15 protein-coding genes are annotated in these 15197 nt (G+C 70.0%); 9 read left to right on the top strand and 6 right to left on the bottom strand.

Annotated features, from left to right (window positions below; all coding sequences use genetic code 11):
* Positions 1–131 precede the first annotated feature (131 nt).
* The 4 genes from lpdA to aceE all read left to right on the top strand — a co-directional run bounded on the left by lpdA (position 132) and on the right by aceE (position 7236).
* The gene (gene lpdA / locus ACLZOT_RS02850) at positions 132–1520 is read left to right on the top strand and encodes a dihydrolipoyl dehydrogenase (protein ID WP_416967075.1); all 1389 of its coding nucleotides are present in this window, start codon (positions 132–134) and stop codon (positions 1518–1520) included.
* 60 nt (positions 1521–1580) lie between these two features.
* Positions 1581–3350, top strand: coding sequence for a 2-oxoglutarate dehydrogenase, E2 component, dihydrolipoamide succinyltransferase (sucB, locus tag ACLZOT_RS02845; protein WP_416967074.1), 1770 nt, complete (start codon positions 1581–1583; stop codon positions 3348–3350).
* Between the two features lie 175 nt (positions 3351–3525).
* The gene (locus tag ACLZOT_RS02840) at positions 3526–4149 is read left to right on the top strand and encodes a GntR family transcriptional regulator (RefSeq protein ID WP_416967073.1); all 624 of its coding nucleotides are present in this window, start codon (positions 3526–3528) and stop codon (positions 4147–4149) included.
* 375 nt (positions 4150–4524) lie between these two features.
* A complete protein-coding gene (aceE, locus tag ACLZOT_RS02835; protein WP_416967072.1) occupies positions 4525–7236 on the top strand; it encodes a pyruvate dehydrogenase (acetyl-transferring), homodimeric type in 2712 nt (903 codons plus the stop codon).
* 51 nt (positions 7237–7287) lie between these two features.
* Here the strand turns inward: aceE and ACLZOT_RS02830 are convergent, their stop codons facing one another.
* Entirely contained in the window at positions 7288–8475 is a 1188-nt protein-coding gene (locus ACLZOT_RS02830) for a serine hydrolase domain-containing protein (protein ID WP_416967071.1), read from the bottom strand.
* 89 nt (positions 8476–8564) lie between these two features.
* Between ACLZOT_RS02830 and ACLZOT_RS02825 the strand changes: the two genes are divergently transcribed.
* Positions 8565–8687 (top strand): hypothetical protein, encoded by a 123-nt coding sequence (locus ACLZOT_RS02825; RefSeq protein ID WP_416967070.1) that lies wholly within the window; start codon positions 8565–8567, stop codon positions 8685–8687.
* A 69-nt stretch (positions 8688–8756) separates the two neighbouring features.
* Positions 8757–9275 (top strand): hypothetical protein, encoded by a 519-nt coding sequence (locus ACLZOT_RS02820; protein ID WP_416967069.1) that lies wholly within the window; start codon positions 8757–8759, stop codon positions 9273–9275.
* 36 nt (positions 9276–9311) lie between these two features.
* On the opposite strand, the gene ACLZOT_RS02815 is transcribed toward ACLZOT_RS02820, so the two are convergent.
* Complete coding sequence (locus ACLZOT_RS02815) at positions 9312–10496, bottom strand: MarP family serine protease (RefSeq protein ID WP_416967068.1); 1185 nt, start codon at positions 10494–10496, stop codon at positions 9312–9314.
* Between the two features lie 188 nt (positions 10497–10684).
* Between ACLZOT_RS02815 and ACLZOT_RS02810 the strand changes: the two genes are divergently transcribed.
* Both ACLZOT_RS02810 and ACLZOT_RS02805 read left to right on the top strand, forming a co-directional pair.
* Positions 10685–11551, top strand: coding sequence for an N-acetylmuramoyl-L-alanine amidase (locus ACLZOT_RS02810; protein WP_416967067.1), 867 nt, complete (start codon positions 10685–10687; stop codon positions 11549–11551).
* Positions 11548–11766: a hypothetical protein gene (locus ACLZOT_RS02805; RefSeq protein ID WP_416967066.1), complete on the top strand. Its 219-nt coding sequence runs from the start codon at positions 11548–11550 to the stop codon at positions 11764–11766. Before ACLZOT_RS02810 ends, ACLZOT_RS02805 begins: the two co-directional genes overlap by 4 nt.
* A gap of 135 nt (positions 11767–11901) precedes the next feature.
* Here the strand turns inward: ACLZOT_RS02805 and ACLZOT_RS02800 are convergent, their stop codons facing one another.
* Both ACLZOT_RS02800 and ACLZOT_RS02795 read right to left on the bottom strand, forming a co-directional pair.
* Positions 11902–12420 (bottom strand): DUF4240 domain-containing protein, encoded by a 519-nt coding sequence (locus tag ACLZOT_RS02800; RefSeq protein WP_416967421.1) that lies wholly within the window; start codon positions 12418–12420, stop codon positions 11902–11904.
* A gap of 85 nt (positions 12421–12505) precedes the next feature.
* The gene (locus tag ACLZOT_RS02795) at positions 12506–13471 is read right to left on the bottom strand and encodes a helix-turn-helix transcriptional regulator (RefSeq protein WP_416967065.1); all 966 of its coding nucleotides are present in this window, start codon (positions 13469–13471) and stop codon (positions 12506–12508) included.
* Positions 13472–13514: 43 nt separating this feature from the next.
* On the opposite strand from ACLZOT_RS02795, the gene ACLZOT_RS02790 reads away from it, so the two are divergent.
* A complete protein-coding gene (locus ACLZOT_RS02790) occupies positions 13515–14099 on the top strand; it encodes a hypothetical protein (RefSeq protein WP_416967064.1) in 585 nt (194 codons plus the stop codon).
* Here the strand turns inward: ACLZOT_RS02790 and ACLZOT_RS02785 are convergent.
* Complete coding sequence (locus ACLZOT_RS02785) at positions 14096–14293, bottom strand: DUF397 domain-containing protein (RefSeq protein ID WP_416967063.1); 198 nt, start codon at positions 14291–14293, stop codon at positions 14096–14098. The genes ACLZOT_RS02790 and ACLZOT_RS02785 overlap by 4 nt on opposite strands.
* An 8-nt stretch (positions 14294–14301) precedes the next feature.
* Positions 14302–15168: a helix-turn-helix domain-containing protein gene (locus tag ACLZOT_RS02780; RefSeq protein WP_416967062.1), complete on the bottom strand. Its 867-nt coding sequence runs from the start codon at positions 15166–15168 to the stop codon at positions 14302–14304.
* Positions 15169–15197 lie beyond the last annotated feature (29 nt).

Here is a 15197-nt window from a genome sequence, read left to right as displayed (position 1 = left end):
CCACAAGTGCGAGGATGGGGTCCGGCAGGACAGGGCCCCCACCGAAGGGCCGAAGCAATGAGCGGCCGGACACCAGCCGCCTGCCGGTCAGTGACGACCGGCGTACGGCGCACATGCATGGAGGACGTGACGTGGCGAACGACGCCAGCACCGTTTTCGACCTAGTGATCCTCGGCGGTGGCAGCGGTGGTTACGCCGCGGCCCTGCGCGGGGCGCAGCTGGGTCTGGACGTCGCCCTGATCGAGAAGGACAAGGTCGGCGGTACCTGCCTGCACAACGGCTGCATCCCCACCAAGGCCCTGCTGCACGCCGGAGAGATCGCCGACCAGGCCCGCGAGGCCGGTCAGTTCGGTGTGAAGGCCACTTTCGAGGGCATCGACATCGCGGCCGTCCACAAGTACAAGGACGACGTGATCTCGGGCCTGTACAAGGGCCTCCAGGGGCTCATCGCGTCCCGCAAGGTGACGTACATCGAGGGCGAGGGGCGGCTCTCCTCGCCGACCTCCGTCGACGTCAACGGCCGGCGCGTCCAGGGCCGTCACGTCCTCCTCGCGACCGGCTCCGTGCCGAAGTCGCTGCCGGGCCTGGAGATCGACGGCAACCGGATCATCTCCTCGGACCACGCCCTCGTCCTGGACCGCGTCCCGCAGTCCGCGATCATCCTGGGCGGCGGTGTCATCGGCGTCGAGTTCGCCTCCGCGTGGAAGTCCTTCGGTGCGGACGTCACGATCATCGAGGGTCTGAAGCACCTCGCCCCCCTTGAGGACGAGAACTCCTCCAAGCTTCTTGAGCGCGCGTTCCGCAAGCGCGGCATCAAGTTCAACCTGGGCACGTTCTTCTCGAAGGCCGAGTACACCGCCGACGGCGTGAAGGTCACTCTGGCCGACGGCAAGGAGTTCGAGGCCGAGGTCCTGCTCGTGGCCGTCGGCCGCGGCCCCGTCTCCGCCGGTCTCGGCTACGAGGAGCAGGGCGTCGCGATGGACCGCGGCTACGTCCTGGTCGACGAGTACATGCGCACCAACGTCCCGACCATCTCGGCCGTCGGCGACCTGGTCCCCACGCTCCAGCTCGCGCACGTCGGCTTCGCCGAGGGCATCCTGGTGGCGGAGCGGCTGGCCGGCCTCAAGGCCGTCCCGATCGACTACGACGGCGTGCCCCGGGTGACGTACTGCCACCCCGAGGTCGCCTCCGTGGGCATCACCGAGGCCAAGGCCAAGGAGATCTACGGCGCGGACAAGGTCGTCGCCCTGAAGTACAACCTCGCGGGCAACGGAAAGAGCAAGATCCTCAAGACCTCCGGCGAGATCAAGCTCGTCCAGGTCAAGGACGGTGCGGTGGTCGGCATCCACATGGTCGGCGACCGTATGGGTGAGCAGGTCGGCGAAGCCCAGCTGATCTACAACTGGGAGGCGCTGCCCGCCGAGGTCGCGCAGCTCATCCACTCCCACCCGACGCAGAACGAGGCGCTCGGCGAGGCCCACCTCGCCCTGGCCGGCAAGCCGCTTCACGCGCACGACTGACCCTCGGTCACCGAAGCGACGACACAGACTTTCCGCAACTCGTAAGGAGCAACCGAAACCATGGCGGTTTCCGTAACCCTTCCGGCGCTCGGCGAGAGCGTCACCGAGGGCACCGTCACCCGCTGGCTCAAGGCCGAGGGTGAGCGCGTCGAGGCCGACGAGCCCTTGCTCGAAGTCTCGACCGACAAGGTCGACACCGAGATCCCCGCGCCGGCGTCCGGCATCCTCGCGTCCATCAAGGTCGCCGAGGACGAGACGGTCGAGGTCGGCGCCGAGCTGGCCATCATCGACGACGGCACCGGGGCGCCCGCAGCGGCTCCGGCGCCGGCCGCCGAGGCCGCTCCGGCCGCCGCCCCGGCTGCCCCGGCCCCTGTGGCTGAGGCGCCCGCCGCCCCGGCCCCCGCCGCCGAGGCGCCCGCTGCCGCTCCCGCCGGTGGCGCGTCGGGTACGGACGTCGTCCTGCCCGCGCTCGGTGAGTCCGTCACCGAGGGCACCGTCACCCGCTGGCTGAAGTCGGTCGGCGAGGAGGTCGCCGAGGACGAGCCGCTGCTTGAGGTCTCCACCGACAAGGTCGACACGGAGATCCCGGCGCCCGTCGCCGGTGTCCTCCTGGAGATCGTCGTCGGCGAGGACGAGACCGCCGAGGTCGGCGCCAAGCTCGCCGTCATCGGTGCTCCCGGTGCCGCTCCGGCCGCCGCGCCCGCCGCTGCCGCCCCGGCTCCGGCCGCCGCCCCGGCCCCCGCGCCGGTCGCGGCTCCGGCGCCCACCCCGGCTCCGGCCCCCGCCGCCCCCGCGCCGGTCGCCGTCGCGCCGACCCCGGCGCCCGCCGCCGCCCCGGCCCCCGCGCCGGTGGCCGCCGCTCCGGTCACCCCGGCCCCCGCCGCCACCTCCGGTGACGACGGTGCGTACGTCACCCCCCTGGTCCGCAAGCTCGCCGCCGAGAACGGTGTCGACCTCGGCGCCGTCAAGGGCACGGGTGTCGGCGGCCGGATCCGCAAGCAGGACGTCGTCGCCGCCGCCGAGGCAGCGAAGGCCGCCGCGGCCCCCGCCGCAGCCCCGGCCGCCGCCGCTGCCCCGAAGAAGACGACCCCCGTCCTGGAGGCGTCGCCCCTGCGTGGCCAGACCGTCAAGATGCCCCGCATCCGCAAGGTCATCGGCGACAACATGGTCAAGGCGCTGCACGAGCAGGCGCAGCTGTCCTCGGTCGTCGAGGTCGACATCACCAAGCTGATGAAGCTCCGCGGGCAGGCCAAGGACTCCTTCGCCGCGCGCGAGGGCGTCAAGCTCTCCCCGATGCCGTTCTTCGTCAAGGCCGCGGCCCAGGCCCTCAAGGCCCACCCGGTCATCAACGCGAAGATCAACGAGGCCGAGGGGACCATCACCTACTTCGACTCCGAGAACATCGGGATCGCGGTGGACTCCGAGAAGGGCCTGATGACCCCGGTCATCAAGGGCGCCGGCGGCCTCAACATCGCCGGTATCGCCAAGGCCACCGCCGACCTCGCCGGCAAGGTCCGCGCCAGCAAGATCACGCCGGACGAGCTGTCCGGGGCGACCTTCACGATCTCCAACACCGGGTCGCGTGGCGCGCTCTTCGACACGATCATCGTGCCGCCGGGCCAGGTCGCGATCCTCGGCATCGGTGCCACGGTCAAGCGGCCGGCCGTCCTGGAGACGGAGGAGGGTACGGTCATCGCCGTTCGCGACATGACCTACCTGACCCTCTCCTACGACCACCGCCTGGTCGACGGCGCGGACGCGGCGCGCTACCTGACCGCCGTCAAGGCGATCCTGGAAGCGGGCGAGTTCGAGGTCGAGCTCGGGCTCTGATCTTTTTGCTGTACGTCGCCGCCCTCGCCGGAAATCCTCCGGCGGGGGCTTCGTCGTCTCTCCCCGTAGGCTCCATGTAAGTCTCGTCTCACCTGCGTAAAAGGGCGCCCACGTGCCCTGCCTGCGGCGGCTCCCGGCCTTATTGTCTAAACGTCAAACGTCTTGAGGAGCCCACATGACCGCGCCCGTCGTCCACTCGCTGCGCGAACAGATCCGCGAGCACATCGTGGAGGGGATCGTCAGCGGGCGCTGGAAGCCGGGCGAGCGGATCGTGGAACGCCGGATCGCCACGGAGCTGGAGGTGTCCCAGACGCCGGTGCGGGAGGCTCTCCGCGAGCTGGAGTCGCTCCGGCTGATCGAGTCGGCCCCCAACAAGGGCGTACGCGTACGGAACCTGACGGCGGCGGACCTGGAGGAGAGCTACCCGGTCCGGGCGGGCCTGGAGGCCATCGCGGCGGAGCTGGCGGCGGAGACGCTGGCCGCTGACTGCTCCGCCCTCGAACCTCACGTCGCCGCGTTGTACGAGGCGGACCGCCTCTCCGACGGCACGGGGCAGGTCCGTCACACGGTCGCGTTCCACCGGGAGCTGGTACGGGCGGCCGGCAACTCGGTCCTCCTCCACACCTGGGAGGGCCTGGGCATCGAGGTCTTCACCGCCCTGTCGATCCGCTGGCTGGGGACGGTCCAGCAGTCGTACGCGGAGGAGCACGAGGAGCTGGTGGCGGCGTTCAAGAGGCGTGATCCGAGGATCGCGGATCTGGTGAAGGCACATGTGCTGGGGTGTGCGCCGAGCGCGTGAGGGGTGGGGTGGGGGCGGTGACGTGGCGGGTGCGGGTGCGTCGTGGCTGCTCGCGCCCCTGAAAAGACGTGGCTGCGGCGAGTCTTTTGTCTTTTAGGGGCGCGGGGAACTGCGCGAGCAACCACAGCGAACCTGTAGCCGCCGAACTACAGAACGCACCCCTCACCTGCGCAAACCGCCAAATTCTGCGGCACCCGGTGTCCCGCTTCGAGACACCCCGTGCCCACTTTCCCTCCTTCGGGAAGTTTTACCCTTCCCCCCTTTGATCGATCATCGATCAGGGAGTTAGAGTCCCCGTTGGACCTCCACCGAGGTCCGACGCCCTGTCCTGCCAAAGACCAAGGGCACCCCCCTTCGACTGAGGAAGGCGGCGACATGACCGACCCCAACGCCATCCAGCCGAGCGCACTCGACCAGCTCCCCGACCGTGACCCGGAGGAGACTGCGGAGTGGCAGGCGTCCTTGGACGCCGTCGCGAAGGCCGCCGGCCCCCACCGGGCCGCCTACTTGATGCGGCGCACGCTGGAGAGGGCCGAGGGCACCGGCATCGCGCTGCCCCAGCTGCTCGAAACGGACTACGTCAACACGATCCCGACCGCGGCCGAGCCCGGCGTACCCGGTGACGAGGCGCTGGAGCGCCGTATCACCGCGTGGAACCGCTGGAACGCGGCGGCCATGGTGACGCGGGGTTCGAAGTACGGCGTCGGCGGCCACATCGCGACGTTCGCGTCGGCCGCGTGGCTGTACGAGACCGGCTTCAACCACTTCTTCAAGGGCAAGGAGTCCGAGGACGCCCCCGGCTCTGGCGACCAGCTCTTCATCCAGGGCCACGCCTCCCCCGGCATCTACGCCCGCGCCTTCCTGGACGGCCGTCTCACAGAGGCGCACCTCGACAACTTCCGCCAGGAGTCGGGCGGCAACGGCCTGCCCTCGTATCCGCACCCGCGCCGCCTGCCGTGGCTGTGGGAGTTCCCGACGGTCTCCATGGGCCTCGGCCCGATCTCGGCGATCTACCAGGCCCGCTTCAACCACTACCTGACCGCGCGCGGCATCAAGGACGTCTCCGCCTCGCACGTGTGGGCGTTCCTGGGCGACGGCGAGATGGACGAGCCGGAGTCGACGGCGGCGCTCACGCTGGCGTCCCGCGAGGGCCTGGACAACCTGACCTTCGTCATCAACTGCAACCTCCAGCGTCTCGACGGCCCGGTCCGCGCGAACTTCAAGATCGTGCAGGAGCTGGAGGCCCGCTTCCGGGGCGCCGGCTGGAACGTCGTGAAGTCCCTGTGGGGCACCGCGTGGGACGAGCTGTTCGCGCTGGACACGACGGGCGCGCTGGTCCGCCGGCTGCGTGAGGTGCCGGACGCGCAGGTGCAGACGTACCAGACGCGGGACGCGGCCTACATCCGCCAGGACTTCTTCGGCAAGGACCCGGCGCTCGTCGAGATGGCGAAGCTGCTGAGCGACGACAAGATCCTCGACTGCTTCCACCTCTCGCGCGGCGGGCACGAGGCGCGCAAGGTCTACGCGGCGTACAAGGCGGCGGTCTCCCACAAGGGCGCTCCGACGGTGATCCTCGCGCAGACCGTCAAGGGCCACACCCTCGGCACGGGCTTCGCGTCGAAGAACGCCAACCACCAGATGAAGAAACTGTCGGTGGACGAGTTCAAGACGATGCGCGATCTGCTCGAACTCCCCATTCCGGACAGCGCGTTCGTCGACGGCAAGGTTCCGTACGGCCACCCCGGCGCCGACTCTCCGGAGGTCCGTTACCTCCAGGAGCGCCGCGCGGCCCTCGGCGGTCCGGCCCCGGCGCGTCGTACGCACGCTCTGGCTCCGCTGCCGTCCGCCTCGGAGAAGGCGTTCGCGTCCTTCGACAAGGGCTCCGGCTCGCAGAACGTGGCGACGACCATGGCGTTCGTGCGGCTCGTCAAGGACCTGGTCCGTGACAAGGAGACCGGCAAGCGCTGGGTGCCGATCGTGCCCGACGAGGCGCGGACCTTCGGCATGGAGTCGCTGTTCCCGTCGCTGGGCATCTACTCGCCCAAGGGGCAGACGTACGAGCCCGTCGACCGCGACCAGCTCATGTACTACAAGGAAGCCACCAACGGGCAGATCCTCAACGAGGGGATCACCGAGGCCGGTTCGATGGCCGACTTCATCGCCGCCGCCACGTCGTACGCGACGCACGGCGAGGCCATGATCCCGTTCTACATCTTCTACTCGATGTTCGGCTGGCAGCGTACGGCCGACCAGATGTGGCAGCTCGGCGACCAGCTCGGCCGCGGCTTCCTCATCGGCGCGACCGCCGGGCGTACGACCCTGACGGGCGAGGGCCTCCAGCACGCGGACGGCCACTCGCCGGTGATCGCCGCGACGAACCCGGCGTCCCTCACGTACGACCCCGCGTTCGCGTACGAGATCGCCGTGATCGTCAAGGACGGTCTGCGGCGGATGTACGGCGAGGCCGCGCCCGGTGAGGACCCGAACGTCTTCTACTACCTCACCGTCTACAACGAGCCCCTCCCCCAGCCCGCGAAACCGGCCGGGCTCGGCATCGACGAGGCCATCGTCAAGGGGCTGTACCGCTTCAACACGGCGGAGTCGGCGGGCCTTTCGCCGGCCGCCAACGCCGCGCGCATCCAGCTCGTCGGCTCCGGTACGGCGATCCACTGGACGCTGGAGGCGCAGAAGCTGCTGGCCGAGGAGTGGGGTGTCGCCGCCGACGTCTGGTCCGCGACGTCCTGGACCGAGCTGCGGCGCGACGCGCTGGAGGCCGACGCGGCGCTGCTGCGGGGCGAGGACCGGGTGCCGTACGTCCGGCAGGCGCTTCAGGGGGCCGAGGGTCCCGTGCTCGCCGTCTCCGACTACATGCGGCAGGTGCCGGACCAGATCGCGCAGTGGGTCGAGCAGGACTACTCGTCCCTCGGCGCGGACGGCTTCGGCCTCTCCGACACGCGCGAGGCCGCTCGCCGGCACTTCGGTGTCGACGCGCAGTCGATCGTCGTCGCGGCTCTCGCCCAGCTCGCCCGTCGCGGTGAGATCAAGGCGACGGCCGTGAAGGAGGCGCGGGAGCGCTACGGTCTGTAGGACCCGAACTGGACGGGCCCCGGCGGGAGTTGCCGCCGGGGCCCGGTCTTTTTACTTGACGCCCTCGCACAACGCGGTGTCCGTCAGCTTCTGGAGAGCGGCCTCGGCTCGCAGCAGCGGCCCCTCCTCGGGGACGGATCCCGAAGCGGTGATGACGACGCTCCTGCGGCCGTCCTCGGTGAACCCGTTGCGCACGAAGTCCCCCTCCGCGCTGCCCCCGTGCCCCCACCGATAACCCCCGCACTCCAGCGGCTGCCGCATCAGCCCGAGCCCGTAGTGCAGCCCGGGGAACGCGATCTGGAAATCGGCGCCGGCGGGCACGACCCGCCGCATCTCGGCGAGCTGCGCCGGCGGCAGCAGACGTCCCTTCAGCAGCGCCGTGAAGAAACGGTCCAAGTCCCGCTGAGAGGTGACCAGTTCGCCCGCCGCGTCGGCCCAGGACATGTTCCGTACGGTCGTGTCGGTCCAGCCCGTCGAGCCGGGGAAGCGGTGGTAGTTGTGCGCGTGGGGTGCGGGGAGCGTGGGGTCGTCACCGGGGGCGTACGTCCGCGTGAGCCCGAGCGGCCGGACGATCCTGTCCCGCACCTCCTCCCGCCAACTCCGGCCGGTGACCCGCTCGATGACCATCCCGGCGAGTACGTAGTTGGTGTTGGAGTAGTTCCACTCCGGCTCGGGGTCCCCGGGCTCGCCCGGCGGAAAGTCGGGCGCACTGCGCATCGCGCCCGCGACGAGTTGCTCCGGCGTCAGGTGCTCGTACCGGTGCTCCTCGAAACCTGCCGCGTCGTAGTCCATGTCGTTCGTGTAGTTGTGGAGGCCGCTGGTGTGCTGGAGGAGATGGCGCAGGGTGACCTTGCCGCCGTCGTTGCCGTTGCCCTCGACGACTCCGGGCAGCCATCTCTCCACCGTGTCGTCGAGTGACAGCCGTCCCTCGGCGGCGAGTTGCAGGACGACGGTCGCGACGAACGGCTTGGTCGCGCTGTCGGCGCGGAAGTTCGCGCCGTACGGAACCGGCTTGTCGGTGCCGAGTTCCGCCGTGCCGGCCCGCGCCCGGACACGCCTGTCCCCGTCCCTGACCTCGACGGAGATCCCGACGAACCCGGCCTCCTTGAGGACGCGTTCCACTTCTCCCCTCAACTTGCCCTCCGGCTGGGTCGCTTGAGCGGGGGTGACGGCGGCGACACCTCCACAGAGCGCTGCCGCGAGCAGAACGGCGACGGTTTTGAGTGATCGTTTGCTCATGTGGTCCATGGTGTCGGCCGAGACGCCCCTGAGCCATCACGCCATCCCCCGTCCGGGGGTGGGGAGAACCCCCTGGCGGAAAGCAGGCCGTGTCCGCCGACCTCAACGGTCGGTTCGGCTGGGGCAAGATGGTCGACCGCGTCGGCATGGGGCTGTCCGTCGCCGCGCGGAAGGTGGTTGAAGAACCGTCGCGTGAAAGCGAATCGCCTTGACCGCTGGTACGGATACGGAACCTATGGTGACTGGCGTCAGCGTCGCTCAACTCAAAGGAGAGATGATTTATGCAAGCCCGTCCCCAGGGCAGTGGCGGCCTGGACCTGGCGAAGTCCGCTGATGCGCTGGCAGGGTGGTTGCTCGATCAGATCGGCAACCGGCTCCACGCTCCCGCAGAGATGTCCGGCACGGAGGAACTGGCGCTGGCCTGGGACACGGTCAGGTCGAATCCGGGGCCGCTGTCGGTCGAGACCGAAGAAGAATGGGGCCGGGTTGAATCATTCATGGGATTCAGTGGCTTCTGCTGGTTCCTGTCGAGCACCTTCATCGCGCTCCTTTTTCTGATCACCCCTACCACCGGTTGGGTCGGCGCATCGGCAGGGGCTGCGGTCTTGATCGGAGCATCCTTGACCACGGGTCTCACCGTGACCCGACTAGCCGTGCATTACATGGCCAAGGCAGCGATATCCCGTGGTCATGCCTCAGATCGTCGAATTCGTGCTGCGGCTTTCCTGCTCCGCAGTTCGGCGGTGCTCACCGTCTCGGTGGTAGCCGCGGGAATTCTGTACCTCCCTTTCGGAAGGTAGGTAATCGGCACGATGGATCGGGTCGTTCCGTCAGAGTCACGATGTGATGAGCTCCCCGGTCGACACCCGCTCCGTAGCCCCCACCCCCTTCTCCGCATCCGACGCCACCTCGTCCGCCGTCAGCACATACCCCGTCTCGTCATCGGACGTCGACCGCGCGAAGACCACCCCGAACACCCGCCCCTCGGTGGTCAGCAGCGGCCCCCCGGAGTTGCCGGGCCGGACGGTGGAGCGGATCGAGTAGATCTCGCGCGTCACCGTCGCGTCGTTGTAGATGTTGCGGCCGGTGGCCTTGACGCGGTTGGCGACGGTGGCCGCCTGGAGGTTGAGGTCGCCGTCCTGGGGGTAGCCGGCGACGACGGCCTGGTCTCCCCGGGACGCGTCGTCGTCGAAGCGGAGGATGGGGGCGCGCAGGCCGGGGACGTACAGGACGGCGACGTCCTTGTCGGGGTCGAACAACACCACACGCGCGTCGTAGGAACGGCCCACCCCGCCGATCCGGACCGTCGGACGGTCGATGCCGGCGACGACGTGGGCGTTGGTCATGACGCGCTCGCGGGAGTAGACGAACCCGCTGCCCTCGCGGCCCTGGTCGCCGGACGCGCCCTCGATCTTGACCGTGCTGAGTTTCGCCGCGTTGGTGGCGCTGGCCGTGACGCTGTCACCCGTGGGCTTCGCGACCTCGGCCGTGGACTCGTTCTCGAAGGGGTTGAAGACCTGGGGGAACCCGGCCTGGGTGAGGGCGGAGGTCGCGTCGGAGAACCAGGCGGGGGTCGTGTCGGGCATGGCGTCCTGGACCGTGCCGAGGAGGCGCGAGTCGCGGATCGCGGAGGTGACCAGGGTCGAGGAGGACGCGCCGAGGACGCTGGCCGCGACCCAGGCGACGATGAGGACGGCGACGGCGTTGGCGGCGGCGCCCCCGACGCCGTCGGCGACGCGCAGCGGGCCCTGGTCGAGTTCGCGGCGCAGCCGCAGGGCGAGCCGCCCGGCGAGGCTGTGCGCGACGACGGCCGGCACCAGGACCGTACACACCGCGGTGACCGTCGCCGCTGTCGTACCCGGTGTGACCAGCTTCATCACCCACGGCAGGACCCAGACGCCGATGACCGCGCCGCCGACGAAGCCGGCCAGCGAGACGCAGCCGGCCACCAGGCCGCGGCGGTAGCCGGAGCCGGCGTACGCCAGTACGACCAGCACCAGCAGGATGTCGAGCAGGTCCACGGAGCCGCCTTTCTCTCGAACCCATGAATACGTGGGGGAAGGGCCCTTTTGATCAGCCGCACCCGCACGAGTGATCGAAACCGGCCACGCGTGCGTGTACCTCGGGAAACGCCCGGAACGGGACGTTGGTTCCACCGAGTGGCACACCGCACATCGCGCCCGCAGTGCGACGAACCGACAGTAAGACCATGCGCAACGGACGCCGCTCCAAACCCCCGGCCCGCTCCTGGACACGCCGGCTCAGGCTCCTCGCCTGCGTTCCCGGCCTCGCCGCGGTCGCCGCCCTCGGCCTCTGCGCGTCCGGCGTCGACCGTCCCCCGGCGACCGCGGCGAAGCCCCGGCCCGCCCCGCACACCGCGCCCCGCCCCCGCATCGTCCCCCGCGCCGCCTGGCTCGACGGCCCCCGCGCCCAGCCCGCGCCCCGCTACGACGACAAGGTCGTCGCCGTCTTCGTCCACCACACCGACTCCCCGAACCGGTACGACTGCGCCGACGCGCCCCGCACCATCCGCTACCTGCGCGCGGGCCAGACCGGCGTCCGGGACTGGGACGACATCGGCTACAACTTCGTCGTCGACCGCTGCGGGACCATCTACGAGGGCCGCGCGGGCGGCGTCGACCGGGCGGTCACCGGCGCGCACACGCAGGGTTTCAACCACCGGACGACAGGTATCGCCGCGCTCGGCACGTTCACCTCCGGGACGCCGGTCCCGCCCGCCATGACCGAGGCCATCGCCGCGCTCGCCGCCTGGAAACTCGGGCTGTCCGACGTCGACCCCCGCGGGCTCGCGCGCCTCACCTCCACGAGCGGGTACAGCCGGTACGCCTCCGGCACCACCGCCGACCTCCCCGTGATCGCCGGTCACAAGGACGGGTACATGACCACCTGCCCCGGCCTCGCACTGATGGACCTCCTGCCCCAAATCCGCGCCCGCGCCGCCGAGTTGCAGGGGCGGGCGTTCACAGGAACGTCTCAGGCGGCCTTCAGCGTCCTCCCATTCCCCGTGCCTAACGTCATGCACGACACAAGCCGACAGGGAGGCCGGGGAACATGAACGAGCACCGCACACCGCAGACGAAGAGCTGGACCCGCAGCCCCTGGGCGGTGCTGGGCGCCGTCGTCGCGGTCGTCCTCGGCCCGGCGGCGACGACCGCGTCCGCGCTGGACCAGGCGAACCGGGCGCCGATGCATCACGCGGTGCTCAAGGCGGAGACTCAGCAGGGGTACATCCCGAGCGACAGCGCGCGGAGGCGGGCGGTGGGGGCGTGAGGGGGGCGCGTGAAGCGTTGGGGCGTGAGGAGCGGGGCGTGGAGGGGGCGGGTGTGAGAAGAGCGCGCGGCGGTGGTCCGGGGGCGGAGCGGCCGTCGGGAACCAGCGCGTCACCCACTCGCGCCGTACGCCCCGTCACTCCTTGAACCGCCCCCACAGCCTCGGGTACCTCTCCGCCAGCGCCGCCTCGTTCTCGAAGTCGATCGGCGTGCCCTCCGGCTCCGGCGGGGCCGGCGGAATGCCGAGGTCCGGTGCGACCACGCCCGTGAGCTGCTCGTACGCCTCGTCCGCCGCGTACCCCAGCTCCTCGCCGTCGCCGTCGATCTCCTCGTCGAAGTCGCCGAGCAGCTCCGCGAGGGAGTCCGGGTCGTGGAGGGCGCCCTCGAAGACGTCCCGGCCCTGGCCGATCAGCCAGCACCGGAAGAAATCGAACGCGTCGTCGCTCACGCCGTCCAGCAGGACCCAGGCGGCGCCCCACAGATCCCACCGGTACGCCCGGTTGTACCGCGCCTCGAAGTGACGGGCGAAGTCCAGGACGGCCTCCGGGTCCCGCTCCAGCAGCCGCGCGACCAGCAGGTCCGTCTGCTCCTCGGGGTCCCCCTCGGCACCCTCCCGAGCGACGTCCACCAGCTCCCAGAACTCCGTCTCGTCCATCACGGCACCAGCATCGTGCTTCGGGGGGCTGGACGCACCTGGAGTGACGGGATCGGCGGGATCTTGACGGGCCGGTGCCATGCCCTCACCCCTCCCCGTACAGCGTCCCCAACCTCCCCGCCACCCCCACGAACCGCTCCCGCAACTCCCCGGGCGCCACGACCTCCGCCTCCGCGCCCAGCCCCAGCAACTGCGTGAACGCCACGTCCTGCGACTCCACGCCCAGCGTGACCGTCACCCACTCGCCGCCCGCCGCCACCCCCGCGAGCGCCTCCCGCGCCGTCAACGGATCGACCACGTACGGCAGCCTGCGCACGCCCTCCGGAGACAGCCGTACGACGACCTCCTCCCGCCACAGCGACCTCGCGAACGACTCGCCCTGCGCCTCCCAGAACGCGGCCAGCTCGAAACCGGCGTCCCGTTCGAACCGGTCCTCCAGCACGTCCACGGACTCGAAACGCTCGACCCGGTAGATGCGGAACGTGCCGTCGGCCCGCGCGCACAGGTACCAGACGCCGGCCTTCAGCACGAGCCCGTACGGTTCCAGCTCCCGCTCGACGAGCCTGTCCTTCCTCCGGTACACCCCCTTGATCCGCCAGTCGCCCCACACCCCCTGCGCCACCGCCGCGAGCCCCTCCGGGACCGCCGGCTCCCGGAACCACGCGGGCGCGTCCAGATGGAACCGCTGCGCCGCGTTCCCCGGCGCGTCCCGCAGCGACGGCACCAGCGCGGCGGCGACCTTCATCCGCGCCGCCGACGCGGCATCCTCCAGCCCCATCCCCCGCAGCGCCTCCGGTACCCCGCTCAGGAACAACGCCTCGGCCTCACTCCTCCCGAGCCCTGTCAGCCGAGTCCGATACCCCCCGATCAGCCGATACCCGCCACCCCTCCCCCGCTCCGCATACACAGGCACCCCCGCCTCTGACAACGCCTCCGCATCCCGGCTCACAGTCCGCTCGGACACCTCCAGCTCCCGAGCCAGCTCAGCCCCACTCATATAGGGCCGCCCCTGAAGCAACAGAACCATCTTGATCAACCGAGCCGCACGCATACGGCCATGATGCAGGGGGGCACTGACAACGGAGGATCAAGAGATGACCGCACCCAGCACCGAACCTTTCTCCCCAGTCGGTGATCCCGCCGTGGCCGAGTTGGACGAGCGCCGTGGCCTGCTGGCCGTAGCGGGTATAAGCGAGTACGACATCCCGGCGCCGGTCGCGGTCTTCGCCACGTCCGACCTGAGCTGCCGGGCCCTCACACACTCACGCTTCCCCGTGCGGGCGCTGGCCCTCCACCCCCGGCTCCCGCCGCTCGCCATCGGCACCGGCCGGTACGACGGCGGCTATTTCTTCGACGGGCAGCTACTGCTTCTGCACTTCGGGACCGGCGAGACCCGGTCGCTCATCGAGCACGAACTCGGAAGGCAGATACTGGAGCTGGTATGGGACGACGAACACGCTCTACGGATTCTGATGGCCCCGCCCGACGACTGGCAGAACGAACGAGCGCACGTGGAGGGGAACATCGCGGCGGTACGGCGGGACGACTGGTCCACGGTCCCACCACGGTCACTCACCGGGTACGACTTGGCCGGCCCGACCGTACCGGCACCACGCCCGGACACCCGAGAGGAAGCACGCCGAACACTCACTGAGATCAGGCGAGTTCGGGGCCGCTAGCGGGGCGATCGGATCGACTCGAAGAAAGTCGTCCAGGCTTCGGAGCCGAAGAACTGGACTGGTCCGGAGGGGTGCTTGCTGTCGCGGACGGCGTGGCCCCCGAGGGAGGTGAGAGCGAGTTCGACGCAGGCGTTCTCCTGGGCCGAGTACGACGACTTGCGGAACTCGCTGACGAACTCGATCTCGGGGGTCACGGCACCTCTTACGTCTGCTGGTCCTTGTTGTCCAGCGCCTGGCGGATCCGGCGGGCGGACTGCGTAGGCGACAGTGCTGCCGAGCGTAGCCGATCGAAAACGTTGGCGTAGCGGGCCAGGTCGTCCGGAGCCTCAACTACGGCCGTGTTCGAGGAAGTTTGGACAGCCACGGCCTCCGCGTAGGGCTCCACTCCGTACGAGAAGGCGGTGAACGCCCCGGACATCGTCGCGGTCAGGAACGCCGACGACGGGAGGATCTGGAGCGTTACGTTCTGGCGGCGCCCGACCTTCAGCAGATGCTGCAACTGGTCCACGTACACCTCGGAGCCGTCGGCCAACGCGGTGATCGCGGGCTCCCAGAGGATCGCCGTGTACTGCACCTCCCCTTCGTCGAGCCGACGTTGCCGTTGCATCCGGACCTCGACCAACTCGGCCACCCTGTCCTCCGGGAGGAACTTCGGGCCGATGGTGATGACCTTGTCCGCGTACTGCGCCGTCTGCAACAGGCCCGGGATCAGAACCGGGTCCCAGTCGAGGATGTACGTCGCATCGCTCTCCAGCGTGATGTGGTCCGCGTAGTCCGGACGCAGCGTGTCCTGATAGTCGACCCACCAGCCCCGCTCATTACTGGTCCGCGCCCAACCCACCAACCGGTCGCGCTCGTTCTCGTCCGTCACCCCGTACCGGTCCAGCAGCGTGCGCACCTCCAGCGCCGACACGGACACGTGGCCGCTTTCCGCCCGGCTGACCTTGCTGACCGACTTGATGATGGCCTCGGCGGCAGCCGCCTGGTCGAGGCCGGCTGCCTCGCGGTGGCGGCGGAGTGCTACGCCGAGCCTGCGGCTGCGCACGGTCGGCTTTCCCCCAACGGGCATGTCCCGTCTCCCTTCAACTGTGCTGGAGA

This window comes from Streptomyces sp. 4F14 (genome assembly GCF_048159485.1).
In the GTDB taxonomy this organism is placed as follows: Bacteria; Actinomycetota; Actinomycetes; order Streptomycetales; family Streptomycetaceae; genus Streptomyces.
Note: the sequence above shows the minus strand (reverse complement) of the source record. Positions and strands in the feature narration are given on the sequence as shown.